This window comes from Paenibacillus bouchesdurhonensis (assembly GCF_900155685.1).
Classification (GTDB): domain Bacteria; phylum Bacillota; class Bacilli; order Paenibacillales; family Paenibacillaceae; genus Fontibacillus; species Fontibacillus bouchesdurhonensis.
In genome coordinates this window covers 161359-178178 of record NZ_LT732547.1, presented here as the reverse complement: position 1 = coordinate 178178, position 16820 = coordinate 161359, and the positions used below count along the sequence as shown (strand labels likewise).

Annotated in this window: 13 protein-coding genes and 1 pseudogene; 3 read left to right on the top strand and 11 right to left on the bottom strand. The window is 48.0% G+C overall.

The features are described from left to right. Nucleotides 1–412: 412 nt before the first annotated feature. The gene (locus CZ379_RS01005; RefSeq protein WP_110929895.1) at nt 413–4420 is read left to right on the top strand and encodes an endo-1,4-beta-xylanase; all 4008 of its coding nucleotides are present in this window, start codon (nt 413–415) and stop codon (nt 4418–4420) included. A gap of 435 nt (nt 4421–4855) precedes the next feature. On the opposite strand, the gene CZ379_RS01000 is transcribed toward CZ379_RS01005, so the two are convergent. Then, entirely contained in the window at nt 4856–5071 is a 216-nt protein-coding gene (locus tag CZ379_RS01000) for a hypothetical protein (protein ID WP_110929894.1), read from the bottom strand. Nucleotides 5072–5690: 619 nt separating this feature from the next. Between CZ379_RS01000 and CZ379_RS00995 the strand changes: the two are divergent. After that, nucleotides 5691–5855 (top strand): annotated as a pseudogene (locus CZ379_RS00995) (VOC family protein); the annotation flags it as partial. A 65-nt stretch (nt 5856–5920) separates the two neighbouring features. Here CZ379_RS00995 and CZ379_RS00990 read toward each other — a convergent pair. From CZ379_RS00990 to CZ379_RS00945, 10 genes are all read right to left on the bottom strand, one after another. After that, nucleotides 5921–6679 carry an ABC transporter ATP-binding protein gene (locus CZ379_RS00990; RefSeq protein ID WP_110929893.1) on the bottom strand — a complete coding sequence of 253 codons (759 nt, stop codon included), beginning with the start codon at nt 6677–6679 and terminating at the stop codon, nt 5921–5923. 4 nt (nt 6680–6683) lie between these two features. Continuing rightward, on the bottom strand, nt 6684–9002 hold the full coding sequence (locus tag CZ379_RS00985; RefSeq protein WP_110929892.1) for an ABC transporter permease: 2319 nt from the start codon (nt 9000–9002) through the stop codon (nt 6684–6686). A gap of 74 nt (nt 9003–9076) precedes the next feature. Next, nucleotides 9077–9712 carry a TetR/AcrR family transcriptional regulator gene (locus CZ379_RS00980; protein WP_110929891.1) on the bottom strand — a complete coding sequence of 212 codons (636 nt, stop codon included), beginning with the start codon at nt 9710–9712 and terminating at the stop codon, nt 9077–9079. 284 nt (nt 9713–9996) lie between these two features. Continuing rightward, the gene (locus CZ379_RS00975; protein ID WP_110929890.1) at nt 9997–10419 is read right to left on the bottom strand and encodes a DUF1259 domain-containing protein; all 423 of its coding nucleotides are present in this window, start codon (nt 10417–10419) and stop codon (nt 9997–9999) included. 52 nt (nt 10420–10471) lie between these two features. After that, on the bottom strand, nt 10472–10891 hold the full coding sequence (locus tag CZ379_RS00970) for a DUF1259 domain-containing protein (protein ID WP_110929889.1): 420 nt from the start codon (nt 10889–10891) through the stop codon (nt 10472–10474). Nucleotides 10892–11431: 540 nt separating this feature from the next. Beyond that, nucleotides 11432–11890 (bottom strand): hypothetical protein, encoded by a 459-nt coding sequence (locus tag CZ379_RS00960; protein WP_110929888.1) that lies wholly within the window; start codon nt 11888–11890, stop codon nt 11432–11434. 78 nt (nt 11891–11968) lie between these two features. Beyond that, the gene (locus tag CZ379_RS00955; protein WP_110929887.1) at nt 11969–12538 is read right to left on the bottom strand and encodes a TetR/AcrR family transcriptional regulator; all 570 of its coding nucleotides are present in this window, start codon (nt 12536–12538) and stop codon (nt 11969–11971) included. Nucleotides 12539–12647: 109 nt separating this feature from the next. Then, entirely contained in the window at nt 12648–12812 is a 165-nt protein-coding gene (locus tag CZ379_RS25830; protein ID WP_199925386.1) for a hypothetical protein, read from the bottom strand. A 294-nt stretch (nt 12813–13106) separates the two neighbouring features. Further along, entirely contained in the window at nt 13107–14045 is a 939-nt protein-coding gene (locus CZ379_RS00950) for an aldo/keto reductase family protein (RefSeq protein WP_110929886.1), read from the bottom strand. 111 nt (nt 14046–14156) lie between these two features. After that, the gene (locus CZ379_RS00945) at nt 14157–14963 is read right to left on the bottom strand and encodes an SDR family oxidoreductase (RefSeq protein ID WP_110929885.1); all 807 of its coding nucleotides are present in this window, start codon (nt 14961–14963) and stop codon (nt 14157–14159) included. A 169-nt stretch (nt 14964–15132) separates the two neighbouring features. Between CZ379_RS00945 and CZ379_RS00940 the strand changes: the two genes are divergently transcribed. Continuing rightward, nucleotides 15133–16809, top strand: coding sequence for a PhoX family protein (locus CZ379_RS00940; RefSeq protein WP_234404763.1), 1677 nt, complete (start codon nt 15133–15135; stop codon nt 16807–16809). Nucleotides 16810–16820 lie beyond the last annotated feature (11 nt).

The following is a 16820-nucleotide window of genomic DNA, read 5'->3' as shown; positions in this document are numbered from 1 at the left end:
TTTTTCGTAATAGTTTAGCTGCCTAAGAATAGTTTATCACACTGCCTCACGCAACCAAAACTAATTCTTATTTATAATCATTATTATATGCTATTGATTCTCATTGTCAAACGTATTCACCAAGTCTTCATAATTTTATTATGCCCTGAATGGGTGGGGATTATATGGCTAGAGTTATTTGTAAGTGTTGTTCTATCCCCCCCTAAAACGCATTACTTCATCAATATAGGGTCTCTGTTCCTCAACTAGAAGAACACATTGAAAATTATATATAGAAATTACGGAATATTCTTTAATTTCTAGCTAGAAGCGCATTTTGCACGGGTGCTATGATTTGGGTTGGGAAAGGAGGACTCATCTTAACAAATGAAAGCGCTTAATAAAATTTATCTGTTTAAGGGGAGTAGAGCGAATGGGTAAAATGTTCAAACAAGTCGTCTCAACTTTGCTTGCGGCAATCCTGCTTATTCCTTTAGGCTGGCTGGCTCCAGCAGCGGAGGCTGCTCAGGCGCCAAGCGCAGATGATACGAGAACGGTGTATCACGAGACTTTTGCAGACGGCAAAGGAAAAGCTGTGCAGTCGGGCGGAGTCAGCTTGACTCCGGTTACCGGCAAGGTTTTTGACGGCAATGACGACGGAGCGGCTTTATATGTAAACAACAGATCAGATAACTGGGATGGAGCTGATTTCAAATTCGCCGATCTCGGCCTGGTCAACGACAACACTTACACGGTAACGGTGTCTGTGTATGTTGATGTGGATGAAAATATACCAAGCGGTGCACAACTCAACCTGCAAGCGGTTAGCAGTTATAGCGATGTGGGCGGTGCCGATTTTGCAGCTGGAGGCGCCGTAATATTGACCAAAGATTTTACCGTGGATACCAGCAAAGATGAGGCCCTGCGCATTAAATCTAACGATGCTGGTGCGACTGTCCCATTCTACATCGGGGACATATTGATCATCGAGAAGGCGACATCCGGCGGCGGCGACCCTGAACCACCAAGACCGCCAGCAAAGGACTTTACTACCATTACCTTCGAGGATCAGACACTTGGCGGCTTTGAAGGCAGGGCAACGACTGAAACTCTGACGGTCACAAGTGAAGCGAATCATACCGAAGGCGGCTCCTTCGCTTTGAAAGTCGACGGCAGATCCAACACCTGGCACGGGCCCTCACTGCATGTCGAGGAATATGTCGATAAAGGCAGCGAATATAAAATCTCAGCCTGGGTCAAGCTGATCGAACCCACAAGCTCGCAGCTGCAGTTATCTACGCAAATCGGCAGCGAGAGCAGCGCGAATTATGTGACTCTTGCCTCCAAAACGATTAGCGCCAGCGACGATTGGGTTCAATTCGAAGGCATCTACCGTTACAACAGCGTTAGCAGCGAATATATTACGATCTATGTAGAAAGCACAAATTCTACGGCCTCTTTTTATATCGATGATATTAGCTTTACAAAGCTTGAATCCGAACCGATCGAGCTCGAGAAGGATCTGACTCCAATCAAGAATGTTTACCAAAACGAATTCCTGATCGGAAACGCAATAACGGCGGAGGATCTGGAAGGCATCCGTCTTGACCTGCTAAAGATGCATCACAATGTCGCTACAGCCGGCAATGCCATGAAGCCCGATGCGCTGCAGCCTGAAAAAAGCAATTTTACCTTTGATGCAGCCGACAAAATGGTGAATAAGGTTCTAGACGAAGGCATGCAGATGCATGGTCACGTGCTGGTATGGCATCAGCAAACCAAAGATTGGATGTATACGGATCTAGACAACAACGTTCCACTGGGCAGAGAAGAAGCTCTCAATAATATGAAAACCCATATCAGAACAGTCGTCGAGCATTTCGGCGAAAGAGTTATTTCCTGGGATGTCGTCAACGAAGCAATGACGGATAACCCGCCTAACCCGGCCGATTGGGAGGGGGCACTTCGCAAGTCCCCATGGTACCAGGCGATCGGTCCGGACTTTGTCGAGCAGGCTTTCCTGGCAACAAGAGAGGTGCTGGATGAGAAGGGCTGGGATATCAAGCTGTACTACAATGATTACAACGATGATAACCAGAATAAAGCCGAAGCCATCTATAGAATGGTTAAAGAAATCAATGAGAATTATGCGAAAGAACATCCTGGCAAGCTGCTGATCGACGGTGTAGGTATGCAGGGACACTATTCAGTGAACACCAACCCGGCCAATGTTGAACTGTCCTTGAAGAAGTTCATTTCCTTGGGCGTAGAGGTCAGCATCACCGAGCTGGACATTCAGGCTGGCAGCGACTATCAGCTCTCCGATAAGCTTGCCGATGCACAAGGCTATTTATACGCACAGCTATTCAATATCTATAAAGAGCACGCCGATCATATCGCACGCGTTACCTTCTGGGGATTGGATGACGCCTCAAGCTGGAGGGCATCGACTAATCCTTTGCTGTTCAACAAAAGACTGCAGGCCAAACCAGCTTACTATGCGGTCATCGATCCGGACAAATTTATCGCGGAGCATGAGCCTGAGTATAGTAATGCCAATCGTTCAACTGCTAAATTTGCTACCCCTGTAATTGACGGCAGCGTAGATGCTGTCTGGAGCGATACCCCTGGGATGCCGATCAACCGCTATCAAATGGCATGGCAGGGTGCCAATGGAGTAGCCAAGGCATTGTGGGATGATGAGCATCTTTATATTCTGATTCAGGTTAGCGATGCCCAGCTTGATAAATCCAGCGCAAACGAGTGGGAGCAGGACTCCGTCGAAATCTTCCTTGACGAGAACAATGCCAAGACATCGTTCTATCAAGACGACGATGGACAGTACAGAATCAACTTTGACAACGAGACTTCATTCAACCCTTCAAGCATCGCCGAAGGATTCGAATCGGCAACCCAGGTTTCCGGCTCAAATTACACAGTGGAAATGAAGATCCCGTTCAAGTCGATTACTCCGGCTAATAATTTGCAAATAGGCTTCGATGCCCAGATCAATGATGCCAAAGACGGCGCCCGTCAAAGCGTCGCTGCATGGAACGATACCACTGGCAATGGGTATCAGGATACTTCCGTTTACGGCGTGCTCACCCTCATCGACAAACCCGGCAGCCCAGGCGGCGGTGGAAGTGGCGGTACTAGCGGAGGTAGTGGAGGTAGTGGAGGTAGTGGAGGCAGCAGTAGTCACGTAGGCAGTGGCAGCAGCACTACTACCGGCAGCGGAACTGCACAGCAGACAGGAACCGTCGAGGCTAAAGACGGTGTAGTCACGATCAAGCCGGAAGGGAAGATCGACAATGGACGTGCGACAAGCAGCATTTCTGGCGACGAACTGAAAAGGGCGCTTGAGCAAGCTGCTCCAGCAGCAAACGGCAAGAAGCAAATCGTAATCGACGTGCCGAATCAGAGCGACGTGGAGACGTACGATGTACAATTGCCGTCTGAAAGCCTGAAAGGTCAAGAAGCCTTCGAGCTATTGATAAACACGGAAAACGCGACACTTCAAATTCCTAGCAATATGCTATCTAACGTAACTGCAGATGGTGATCATGTATCCATCCGCATAGGCAATGCTTCTACAGATCGTTTGGATGCAGCTGCCCGGCAGCAGATCGGCAGTCGTCCGATGATCGATTTGAGCGTCATAGCGGGCGACACGGTGATTGCCTGGAATAATCCCAATGCGTCTGTAAAGGTATCCATTCCTTACTCGCCATCAGCGGATGAGCTGATCCATTCAGATCATATCGTCGTTCTGTATATCGATGGCAACGGCAATGCGACAGCGATTCCGAACGGACGATATGACGCGGCAACCGGAACGGTGGTTTTCCAAACTACTCAATTCGGTACCTATGCCGTAGCTTATGTGTCCAAGACCTTCGACGATCTGCAGAACGTATCCTGGGCAAAACAAGCCATTGATGCATTGGCCTCCCGGGGAATCATCCATGGGACAGCGAATGACAGCTTCTCTCCTGAAGCTACTATAAATAGGGCTGACTTCATCGCCCTTCTTATAAGAACCTTGGAACTGAAGGGTACCGGCAATCATGAGGCAAGCTTCAGCGATGTTCCATCCACGGCTTATTATCAGGATGCGCTGGCTATTGCAAAGGAACTCGGCATTGCCGCCGGGTTTGCGGACAACACGTTCAGGCCCGATAGTTCGATCTCACGCCAGGATATGATGGCTCTATCAGCACGCGCGCTTGCGGCTGCTGGCAAGCTATTCGAAGGCAGCGCTGCATTAGATGCTTATACGGATGCAGAGAGCATTGCCAACTATGCCAAAGACAGCATCGCATCGCTGGTGAAGAACGGCATCGTAGCAGGCAAGAACGACAAACTTGCGCCGAACGATCCGCTCACCCGCGCTGAAGCGGCCGCTATTCTGTACCGCATTTGGAAGCTGTCATCACCGTAAGTTGAGCCTTTGACAAAAAAGCTGGCGTCCGGTCATACCGACGTCAGCTTTTTAATTTATGCTTTTTTAAAATTATGCTTGTTGGATAATTCACTTGAAGCAAAATATTTGTCGTTAGCTAGTCAGCTAGACAGCTAAGTTAAAGCTTCCAATCTTATTATTCTCGCCCCCATTGAAATCCACCATATGAAAGTTCGATTCTGAGCTCCTTTTTCTCCTTCATATCATCCATAAATGCTCTATCTCTTAAAAATAGCCCGCCCCGTAGTTAACAAAGCTGGATCGTAGTACGGCAAGCCAAAACGGACACCAAATGATCAATGTCATTAAGTTAAGCCTTATCTTAGTGACATTGAGCAGATGATGTCCGTTTGGAGACCTGCATTAGCTTCATCGAGAAGTTAATATCTTTTCCCACTCTGCTAAACGTTCTAATTATTCTGTGGGCAAGCTTTCAACCGCTGTAAAAAATACATCTAAAAGCTCTACTTCGAAATTAACCCGGATGTATTCTGAGATTTGATCCAGTTCTTCGATGCTTCTATACTCCAGGCACGGTCGCCCTTCGCTCCACAAAACCCTGCATTGAAATATATCTCGTACACGCTCAATAATATAATCCTGCTCTACGGCTCCACGACGGACTGCCACGTCTCATGCCCCCTTTTACCAATTGATCTCCGTGGTACAGCTACTAGTGCTATTATTCAAAATTTAAATATTTGTTTCCGTGACATTTGTCACTCGCATTATTTCTTCCATGCAGCATTTTTTATAGATTTAGTATAAACTCCACTTTCACTGTAAAGAAGACTTAATAGATTCGGGTGAATTTGGATTCCGTTGATGGAATTGACGATGTAGGCATGTCGAAGGCTTTCAGTTAGCTCTATTAAGCAGCCGCGTATCACCGAACCGTTATTACCTGTTTTGTGACGATTTCTTTCGTTCATAAGATCGAGCAGATGCTGCTCAGCAGCCCCTCAGTCCTGCACAGGGGGAATTGTACACGAAAAATCATATACAAGCACTCCCGTTACACCCTGCTCAAACGGAAAGAACTTAATCCATTGGTCTACGTGCGCCCGCATTAACGAGTACGGCTTCATTGCCCAACAAAGTTTCGTCAAGCTGCTTATCTCCTCACCTTCAAATCAACGATACAATTAGGTTCAAGCTTTTTTTCTCTACGAAGGTTGAATTATAAATTAGATAGGAAAGGAAAGCATAAATAAAGAAAGAGATATGGAAGTCAAACCATAGGAGGAGATTGGGAGTGGAAGACTACGACTCTATTGAAGCAAAGATTCTTAACCTTGGAGGCAAGGTTGCGTTAGCGAAGCATGCATTACCTGGTATGGCGTGGCAAGGGTATTACATGGACACGGAAGGAAATATATTTGGTATCCATCAGCCTGATCAGAACGCAAAATAGCATTTTGCCCAATCCACTGCCAGATCGTTTGGCTGTGAATTGGGCTTCCCATCTTACTTTTGTAGCTATATTCCTATTTCTCTCATTTTCGCTGTTACTTGTCCGACTCTTCCATCGATATCCGTTCCGTTAAACTTCGGAAGCTTCAATTCACTGACGATGCTTCCATCACGCATAAACATAATACGTTCCGTCCGCGCCGCAACATTAGCGTCGTGAGTTACAAGCATAATCGCGGTACCCTCCGCGTTGATTTCAGCAAATATGTCCATAATCTCCTCCGCCGATTTGGAGTTGAGCGCGCCCGTAGGCTCGTCGCCGAAAATAATTTTCGGGCTGTTCATCAGCGCGCGGCATATTCCCGCCCGTTGCAGCTGGCCTCCAGACACCTGTGTAATGTCGCGCTTCTCAAGCTCCGCAATGCCTACTCTTTGCATAAGCGCTCTTGCCTTTGCCGTAATTTCTGCGGCATTCTTTCTGCTGCCCCGCATGGACGGAAGAATGATGTTGTCGAGGATGTTCAGATGTTTCAGCATCGTCGGCTGTTGGAATACAAAGCCCATTTGAGTTCTGCGCATATCCGCAAGCTCATTCTCCCCGAACTCCGATAAATCCCTGCCGTCAAAAAAGACCTTGCCCCTATCCACGCGATCCGTACCGCTCAGTGCAAACATCAGCGTGGATTTCCCCGAGCCCGAAGGCCCCATAACCGCCACGAACTCGCCTTCGTCTATTTCCACGGTCACGTCGCCCAGCACATTGTGTTGTTCATCGCCCTCACCGAAGGATTTTACAATATGTTCACCAATCATCATTTTCTTCATAGGCCTACTCCTTTATATGTTCGGAAATTGTGATTCGTCCCGCCCCCACGGTGCCAAGGATGGTTGCGATCAGCACCGAACCGGTCATGATCAGCGGATTTAGCAGATAGGCTGCAAGCGGTTCAACCGTAAAACGAAACGTTGAGGCTCCAAAGGAGGAGATCACCACACCGGCAAGCATCTCCCCGAGCGTGTTGGCCAGAAGTGTGCCAAGCACAATTCCGGCAATTAGAACGAATGCCGCACGCGAGACATACTGCACCTGAATATCTGAGCCTGTAAAACCGAAGGCTTTCATGACGGCGATAGAGTATCTGTCTTTGGCGACAAGCAGTTTCATAAACAGCAGTGTAACCAGTACCATGATCATGAGGGCCACCGCAATGGCCGCATAGGAGGCCTTTCCGACGGAGCTTATGGTCGAGCCAAACGTCTGTGCAATATAGGCGTCCATGTCCGCGACTTTGGCATAAGGAAACCTGCCCGCATAGTCCGCGACCTTGCTGTTGACTTGGGCCGGATCTACAAGCTCTGCACTGATGACATACCACATCACGTCCGCCGAATGGTCATTGAAAACAGCCTTTGCCGTTTTTCCTCCGTTGGTAATGTCGGAATAGATGCCGCTGACCGTGAGATTTCTTTCCTTCCCCTCGATCATCAGTGTTATTACATCGCCGACCTTTTTGCCTAGCTCCTCCGCATTCAAAATTGACAGTGCAATTTCATCTGCTGCGGCAGGTGCTCTACCCTGGGAGTAGGTGATTGGGAATATCGAATGGTCGCCGAGTTCAACTTTTAAATTTTTATCCGCGCCGGTCTCTGCTTTTGCTTTGAACGTTTTAGTTATAAGCACGGCATGCTCGGAGATGGCCTTGTCGTTGTTCATTGCCTTTAATATTTCAGCGGCCTTTTCAGAGATACGGTCAGTCTGCTGGAGATCAACGCGTAGATCATAGCTTCCAACCCCCATATATTGAATGAAGCTTTTGGTGGATATCGTGTTGTACAAATTCTGCGGCACAATCATGATAAATACGGAAATGATCAGTACGATCAGCATGGTGGCGTACAGTTTTTTTCTGGCGAGCACATCCTTGACTCCTAGAAAAACATTCGTGTTGAGCAGCCGGTTTGTGCTCAGGAGCATATGCTTTGTAACTGTCGCCTTTTCCTGTGAGGTGCCGAAGCGAATGGCTTCCGCAGCAGAAATCTTCCGAAAGCGTCTCAGCACTCCGTTCACATAAGCCATAATCGCGAGAAAAACAGTCAGGATACCGATGATTCCAAAGAGTGGCGCCCAAGAAGAATGGCTGCTTTCCCCCATATAAAGCCGGATATTTTCAAGAAGCAGGTTCTGGAAAACGAAGGACAATCCAAAACCCAGCATGCACCCCGCCGCCGCAATGACCGCATATTTGGCAAGATAAATCTTCTTGATATCGGAAATACGCAGTCCTAATGTCTTCATCACTCCGATTTCGCGGTAATCGTCCTCAATTTTCGCAAGAAGTGTAAAGCGTATGCACATCAAGGCGATGGCCACGACAAGCACACTCACCAACAGGATGACCCCGACCAGCATCCCATCGGAAATCGCATTGATCATTTTGAAAAGCGGATATGTAATCGTTGGCCCGTTCGCTTCCAGTCCTGCCGTAGCATAGGCCGTCTCGAAAGCCCCTAATGCCGATAAATCCTTCAACCTGAATTCAATCAGATATTCCGTACTGCCGAGGCTTTTTAAATCTGCGTAGTCCTTGGCGCTAATCAGAAATCGCTTAGAAGAAGAGAGCATGGAATTCATCTGCGAATCGCGCAGAAACCCCGCAACGATAAATTCCTTGCCACTGATGACTGCCCTGTCGCCGATCTTTGCGATGTTATCTTTCATATAGTTGACAGGTACATACAGCTCGCCGTCAGACACGTCTATGATGTTCCCGTTCAGATCAAGCAGATAGTCAAATTTATCACTCTGGACGCTGAATCCATTATCCTGGACACTGTCTGCAAGCGAGTGATCGCCTAATACAATCCGCGCACCGTCCATATTGAGAAACTCCAATACTTGAAATTCCTCTACATTGCTGTTCTGATCTGCAAATTCCGTTAGCCGGACAGGATCAAGTTCACCCGTATGCATCTGCATAAAATGAGGAGTCTCCGCCCGCGTCATCAGCGTATCTATCGCACCCGACAGATTGACAACGAGTATCGCTGCAAGCGAGACAAGCATAGCGGCCGCTGCCACAAATATCGTGGTTGTCAGCGTTATTAGTTTGCTGTTTGAAATATCATTGCGGATTAATCTGAAATACATAAGTCACCCCTGTGCTCAAGCTTTCTAACTCAAGTTATACAGAACTAAAGAAGTCACGCAGTCACGCATAACCGTTACTCATGGTTCATCCCGAACATGTTCAAAACATCCCCCAAGCTCCCACTTTCTGCGCCAAGCAGCCTCTCTACATTGCAAATAAAGGCAAGCACTCGCGACAGGCGTTCCTTCTCCGTCAATGCAACCATGTCGTCATCAAACACAGTATTTGCATAAATTACAACCATTTCCATGCATTCATAAGGAAACGGTGTATTGAACATTCCCTGCTCAATACCCTCGCGGATAATTTCCGTTAATATCGGCGGAACGCCATTGATAATGACCTTTTGTATTTTTTGATGCATCAGCGCGTTCTGCGGCCTGTGGATATGCTCCATAATTTCCTTGCTGCTACCGCCACTTATATTCAGAGCCATTACAACACGGATAATACGCTCTACAACAGGGATGCTCTTGTCTGCGGCAATATTCTGTGCTGTGCCTAGAAGACGGGCGCTATGCCGCTCAATCAACGCGTCCATAATATCTTCCTTTGACCTGAAGTGATGATACAAAGTTCCCCGCGCAATTCCGACCTTCTCGAGAATATCGTTTGTGCTTGTACCATCAAAGCCCTTTTGACCAAAAAGCTCATCCGCCGCGTCCAGTATTTCGTTTTTGCGCTCCTCTGCATTTTTTATAATTCTCATTGGTATGCCTCCCTCACCTTACCCCTTTCCGCCGACCGACTGTCTGTCTATTACATCGTAGCATGTCATTTTGAGATGTCAAGAGGTGGCCCGTATGCTTCTCCTTGCTGTTAACTGCATCCGCCGCATCCGTGCTTAAGCGCTGCTCCGCCTTTGTCCGTCAAATGTGGTTGACCACCGTCACAAGACGCCAAGCACCGCTTTGGGCATAAAAAGAGCCCGGCCTCCATGCGGCCGGACTTAACAATCCACCTTCAAATGATACGGTTACCCCTCCAATAATCTTAACCTAAGAAAGCAATAGAACGTTTGACCTTCCTTGCGAATGCGATGGGATCATCGATCGATTCCCAGTGGATATACATCAGACGCGGCTGCTCAAACAGCCAGTGATTATGGACTGCCGTTACTTTAATGCCGTTCTTGCGAAGATTAGTCAGCAATTGATTGACTTGATTCTGGAAAAGGGCCGTTTCCCCTAGACACAGCGCACGGCCTGAACTGTCCAGCGATTCAAACGAGAACAGCTGATAACGGATTAAAGGTGAGGTGGTTCTTCTACCCAAAATTGTAGCGTTTATTCTCCTATTTCTGGATACAAAACAAACCGGGCCTTTGGTTATCTCGTGCTCCGTTCCACCTAAAATGCTTGAAAATCGATCACATAATCTTCTAAAGCGAGGACTAGCTTTCACTTGTGCCGCCAAATGAGTTCATCCTTTCAATTTCGTAATTAAAAAATCTCATAGCCCAACTGCGTCAACCCAAGAATGCAATGGATTCTTTTGTGTTTCTGGCAAACACAACAGGATTCGAAATGGCTTCCCAATGTATATACATTAAGCGCGGGTTTTCTTTGAGCCAGTGATTATGAAGGGCAGTTACTTTTATTCCACGTTTACGGAGATTGGAGATTAATCGGTTAACCTGGTTCTGATGTACGGCCGTCTCCCCCAAACAAAGCGCGCGCCCCGACTTATCCAGCGATTCAAACGAGAACATTTGCATTTGAACCAACGGGGATCGCGTTCTTCTTCCCAGGATCGTCTCATTTAAATCTGTCATCCGCGTGACAAAACAGACCGGCCCCTCTTCAATTTCAGACTCGCCCCCCAGAATTCTTGCAAATTGATCACACAACCTTTTGAATTGTGGACTTACCCTTACTCGCCCCGCCATGTAAATCCTCCTTTAATCATTTTCTAAACCATCTTATGACCAGAAAGAAAAAATGTATTAGGCGAATCACTCATTTTAATACAATAAAAAAGGACACTAATCTATTGAAAGATAGTGTCGTACGGATTGAACTTTATGGACTCTTCACGTTAGTGCTCTTGCCGAGCTCTTCATTTTACTTTGGCCACTATTTTACCTTTGACAAGCCTTTCAGATAACTGGTGGCGCAAGGCGGTTGAAATGATCTGCTTCGGCTTTCCACTGCGCCGCTCCTTCCCCTGCTTCAACCACAACACCAGCTACGTCCAGCCCTCGAGGACAACTTCAACAGGTATATCAATACTCTTCTCCTTCAATTGACTTCAGTTTCAGCTGATTAGCAGTTCAGAGGGCATCCGAACGATCTTCGCATAACGCCTCGCTTCCTGCAGAAGCTCTTTATCCGTTGCTTTCATTGCATTGTACGTCACAAATGGCGGTAGAAATTCGGTTTGCTTCCCCTTTCATAAGCGCGCGCTTTTGGTTTTTACGTAACTTTTGCTACACAGGTAAAATGACTAATAGCACAGCAATGACAAGGATCAATTTCGTTAGCCGTTCGACCTTACGATGATCCTTATTTTGTTCCTTGCTGTTGACCGCAGCCGCCGCGTAAGTGTTTAGGCGCAGCTTCAACTGCTTATCGACGGCAAGTTTGCCAATGAGAGCGACCAGCATTAATAAGGTTAAACCCATGTGCCAATAGACGGATGACAGCTGGCCGAGTAACCTTATCATATCAACAACTAACAATAATACAGCCGCTGCAAACGCCAAACGATTATACCTGTTCCAGGCGTTAATGGATATCTCCTCAAACGTCGGGGCCATTCCCGAATCAGAGCCTAAGGCCAACTTGTCAGACAACAATGGGCGAACCCCAGCGGCCATGACGATGGCTCCGCCAACAATTAGAGCCAGTGCAACATTTTCAATGGCTTGCAAAATAATCATGAACATAGTAACCATCTCCTTTTTTGATACAGACTATTAGTTGGTCAACCAACCAAAACTATTAAAAAAAAGAAATGCAGTCTCTTATTCAGTTATGTTGTATCTAGTTCGTATCATTTTCTCAAGCTCCAAGTAGGCGCCATCGATATCAAACTCCGGATTTAACAGCTTTTGCAAAGCTAGTCCATCAAAGCAAGCCAGCATGATGGCCGCGACTGAATCGACTTCTTCACCAGCGCTGCCTACCACCTTGTGCAGAATCTCTTCAATGCCGATACGGGCATTGTCCAGCAAGGCATTTACACGATCTGAAATTTGCGGATTGCGGAGACCCAGGGCAAATAGCTCGAAGCGGAGTTTATACCAATCAGCCTGCCGTTCAACACGCTCTTTGGGCTCGTTTAGAGCTGCTTTCGCGAGATGTGCGGGCGGTACGCTGGTTTGAAGCCGCTGCATATCCTGCGTATATTGCTGAGAAGAAGCCAATAGCAGATCTGTCAAAATTTCTTCCTTATTTCGAAAATAATAATGAATCAGCCCCGGCGTAATCCCGGCCTCGTTGGCAATATCCTTAATGGATGCTTTTTCATATCCCTTTTCTGCCATCACCTTGTATGCAGCTTCCACGACTTTATCCCGTTTTTGCTGTACCATGCAATCACCCCGTTTCCTAATTTAGTTGGTTGACCAATTAAATGAAATATAGCATAGTCCCATGCTAGCTGCAAGATGCATGAATGCCTATACTCATGCCATTCTTAGTTTATTTTGCATCGCCCCGTCTAACCGTAAGAATATTCGCCTTATCTCCATAGGTACGGCGAAGCTTTTTTCTCGCTTCCACTGGGGTTCTAGCCGTGACCGAAGCAACTTGTTGTTCCCCGTCGATTTCATAGGTTACAAGGAAACATTTTTCGCCACATCTCATCCTGCATCCTCCTATCATGTTATATATTCATTGAATAATGATAAATCCACCATCCTCAATCTGGATGATGGTTTGGACTGGAATCTGTTTCTTTGACATGTCTCCCGCCCCTTTAGCTAAAATGCTATGTATTTATTCGGCATAAGGGAGTGTCTCCCTTTAAAACCAAAAACCCTTTATACTTGCTTATATACTAACAAAAAAGCCGCCTCCAAGCTTAACGCTTTTGAGTGCGGCCTTTGTCTTACGGAAATAGATGATGCCATGCCTGCGTATTGCCATCCGATGTCTCGCTTATTTCAATATCTCCTCAATATGATTCAAGACGTCTTCACTGAGATCAATGCCTGACGCCTTAGCATTTTCCGTGACCTGCTCCGGACGGCTGGCGCCAACCAGCGCGCTCGCTATGTTTTCCTTGCTCAAAATCCAAGCCAAGGCAAGGTTGCCCACGGTTATTCCCAGCTCGGCTGCGACCGCCTCAAGCTGCTGCACTTTGGCAATCTTCTCTTCTGTAATTCTATTGCGCATCCGCTCGAGCTTGGCCGCCCGGCTGTCCTGCGGAATGTCGGTGGCGGATGTATATTTGCCGGTCAACAAGCCTTGCGCCAGCGGAGAGAAGACGACCTGACCGATACCGGAACGCTCGCAGAGCGGGATGACTTCCTTCTCGATATAGCGGTCGAACATATTGTACACCGGCTGGTTGACGACGATACGATCCAGCAGATAGCGGTCGGCAACGCCAAGCGCCTCCGCGATTTGGGAAGCTTGCCATTCGCTGACGCCAGCATATAACACTTTGCCTTGGCGAATCAGATCGTCGATGGCGCGCAGCGTTTCGTGCAGCGGCGTCTCTGGATCGTGGCGATGGCAATAGAAAATATCCACGTAATCGTGGCCAAGGCGTTTCAAGCTGGCGTTGACCTGTTCGATAATATGCTTGCGCGACAATCCGCGGTCGTTCGGCCCTTCGCCCATGGGCCAAAACGCTTTCGTAGCAAGAACATAGGATTCGCGCGGATAAGCCTTCAGCGCTTTCCCTACCAGTTCTTCTGCGGCTCCCTTCTCATAAGCATTGGCTGTATCAAAAAAGTTAATCCCCAGATCGTAGGCGGTTTTAATCGAGTTTACCGCGTTCTCGCGTTCCACGTAACCCCCATATGTAAGCCAGCTGCCCAAGCTGATTTCGCTGACTTTGAGCCCACTTCCGCCTAATCTTCTGTATCTCATTTTGAAAAGCCTCCTCCACAAGTGTTGTAAACCCTTTCAACCTCTCTTCTAATTCTATATCAAATCGGCTGTAATTTGAAACCTTGCGCCGATTTCATTCGCCTAGATCGGTTAACCCCGCAGCAAAGATTCCCCACCGTCGATATAGATGTCTGTGCCCGTGATATGAGACGACCGATCACTAAGCAGGAACGCAACTAGCTCCGCCACTTGCTCTGGATTGGCCGGACGGTGCTCCAACGGCATGTCGCCATGCGGATAGTGAACCGGAATCTCCACCGCTTCAAGTCCTGGCTTTTCCTCCATGCTTGCCTGAATGTTCGTCTTTACGCCGCCGGGACAGATGGTATTCACACGAATGCCATAGCCAGCCAACTCAAGCGACGCCATTTTCGCAAAGGCATTCAGCGCTCCCTTTGAAGTGCTATACGCAGACATCCCTATTTGTGAGACCACGCGATTCCCGCTCACCGAGCTTGTAATCACGATACTCCCTCCCTGCTGCTTCAAATATGGAATGGAATACTTGACCGTAAGGAAGACGCCCCTTAAATTCGTGTCCATGACCTGATCCCAATTATCGGGATCCATCTCCTCAATCGACGCCAGATCACCCACGATACCTCCATTGGCAAAAACGCCGTCGAGTTTCCCCCAACGTTCAACAGTGAACTGTACCGCTTCCTGAACCGCGCCGGGCTCCGTCAAGTCGCAGGGAACCGCCAAGGCCTCGCGGCCCGCTCCCAGAATTAGATTGGCCGTCTCCCTCGCCCCATCCATATTGATATCAGCTACGCTGACCTGAGCGCCATACTCCGCCAGAAGCTCTGAGGCAGCTCGACCTATGCCTGATCCTCCTCCAGTCACCAATACCGTCTTTCCAAATACCTCGCCGTCCTCTACTGCCACTTTGCTCATTCCCTCCTTATTTAGAGCGCTCATTAAATGTATTACCCTTTAACTAATAATTCATTATATTAAAAATAATATTTTACAATTAAATGTATCTTCACTAACATCCCGCTTACATCGATCTACTATTCTAGTCATGTTGACTAAAATGTTAAATGGGGAGTGTGCCGGAGTCATGATAGAAAAACAGCAAATGAATCGCCGTAAATTCTTATCTTACCTGGGAACGGGCGCAGCTGCTCTTGCTGCTGCATCAGCAGGACTTGGATCTCTGGAAGGCAAGGCTTCTGCCGCTTCAAAAACAGCGGATCATCTCTTTGGTTTCAATACCAACAGAGTCACCGGATTTTTTGAGCCGATCGAGCCCTCCGACGCAGACCAACTCATTCTGCCGAACGGCTTCTCGTACGACGTTGTAGCCGCATATGACGATGTGATCAACCAAGCAGGAGAAAAATTCGGACAAGGCGCAGACTATAACGCTTTTTTCCCGCTTGAAGGATCCGATACGCGCGGTCTGCTGGTTACCAACCATGAATATACGAACATTTTTCTGCATGGTCCAATTGGCGACAAGATGACACCGACACAAATCCATAATGAGCTTTACTATCAAGGGATGTCCGTTACCGAAGTGTACCAGGACAATAGCGGTACTTGGAAGCTGGACACCAAGTCCAAATATGCCCGCCGCATTAACGGCTTCACAAAATTCGAGCTGACTGGCCCTGCCAAAAATTCCAAAGCGGTCGGCAATGTCTCTGCCGTTACCGGAACATTTGCCAACTGCTCCGGCGGCGTTACGCTATGGAATACGGTCATGTCCTGCGAAGAGAACTTTGGCGAAACAGCGGCATATGCCAGCTTGAACGATACGCATTATGGCTGGGTCGTTGAAATTGATCCTTTCGACAGCAAATTCCTGCGGAAGCATACTGCGCTCGGGCGCTTCAACCATGAGAATACCGCTATGGGCATTGCGAAGGACGGTCGCGTCGTGGTGTACATGGGGGACGACAAGAAAGACGCTTGCGTCTACAAGTTCGTATCCAAAGGGAAATACGATGCCGCAAAGGGACGCCGCAATTCCGACCTGCTCTCCGAGGGCACGCTGTATGTTGCCAACCTGAAGGGCGGACAATGGGCCGAAGTATCGATCGATGCTGTAAAGAAGGTGCTTAACAATGACAAATTTAAAGCTCCTTCCGGCGTGAAGGGCACCAAAGAAGAACTGCTGCAAAAATTCCAGACGCAAGGCGATGTCGTAACGAACTGTCATGAAGCCGCACTGCTCGTAGGCGGTACCCCGACGGATCGTCCGGAGGATGTGGAAATTTCACCGTTCGATAACACGGTCTTCATTTGTCACACGAACAACGACAACCACGGCAACATTCACGGGCACATTACCCGTATTTTTGAAACGGACAACGATCTGGGCTCCACCTCGTTCGACTTTGAAATCTTTGCCGCAGGCGGGCGCCAATCCGGCTTCAGCTCGCCGGACAACCTGGCCTTTGATTCGAACGGCCATCTGTGGGTCGTGACTGATATTTCCTCCAGCAGCTTGAACAAAGGCGTATATACCTCGTTTAAGAACAACGGCTTGTTCGTTATCCCTACGTCCGGACCAAGCCAAGGCGATGCCCTGCAATTCGCTTCCGGGCCGAAAGAATGTGAAATGACCGGCCCGTTCTTTACCCCGGATGAGCGCACGCTGTTCCTGTCCATCCAGCACCCGGGCGAGAACACCACGGACGCAAGCAAACCGACCAGTATGTGGCCGCATCGTAAAGGAGACAAAATCCCTCGCGAAGCCGTCGTAGCCATTCGCGGATTCAAGCTCGGCTAATCATCGAATCG

Bases quoted from the DNA above. Each gene is read 5' to 3' on its own strand.
- CZ379_RS01005 (WP_110929895.1), top strand. From the start codon at position 413: ATGGGTAAAATGTTCAAACAAGTCGTCTCAACTTTGCTTGCGGCAATC.
- CZ379_RS00990 (WP_110929893.1), bottom strand. From the start codon at position 6,679: ATGAAGAAAATGATGATTGGTGAACATATTGTAAAATCCTTCGGTGAG.
- CZ379_RS00985 (WP_110929892.1), bottom strand. From the start codon at position 9,002: ATGTATTTCAGATTAATCCGCAATGATATTTCAAACAGCAAACTAATA.
- CZ379_RS00980 (WP_110929891.1), bottom strand. From the start codon at position 9,712: ATGAGAATTATAAAAAATGCAGAGGAGCGCAAAAACGAAATACTGGAC.
- CZ379_RS00970 (WP_110929889.1), bottom strand. From the start codon at position 10,891: ATGGCGGGGCGAGTAAGGGTAAGTCCACAATTCAAAAGGTTGTGTGAT.
- CZ379_RS00960 (WP_110929888.1), bottom strand. From the start codon at position 11,890: ATGTTCATGATTATTTTGCAAGCCATTGAAAATGTTGCACTGGCTCTA.
- CZ379_RS00955 (WP_110929887.1), bottom strand. From the start codon at position 12,538: ATGGTACAGCAAAAACGGGATAAAGTCGTGGAAGCTGCATACAAGGTG.
- CZ379_RS25830 (WP_199925386.1), bottom strand. From the start codon at position 12,812: ATGAGATGTGGCGAAAAATGTTTCCTTGTAACCTATGAAATCGACGGG.
- CZ379_RS00950 (WP_110929886.1), bottom strand. From the start codon at position 14,045: ATGAGATACAGAAGATTAGGCGGAAGTGGGCTCAAAGTCAGCGAAATC.
- CZ379_RS00945 (WP_110929885.1), bottom strand. From the start codon at position 14,963: ATGAGCAAAGTGGCAGTAGAGGACGGCGAGGTATTTGGAAAGACGGTA.
- CZ379_RS00940 (WP_234404763.1), top strand. From the start codon at position 15,133: ATGATAGAAAAACAGCAAATGAATCGCCGTAAATTCTTATCTTACCTG.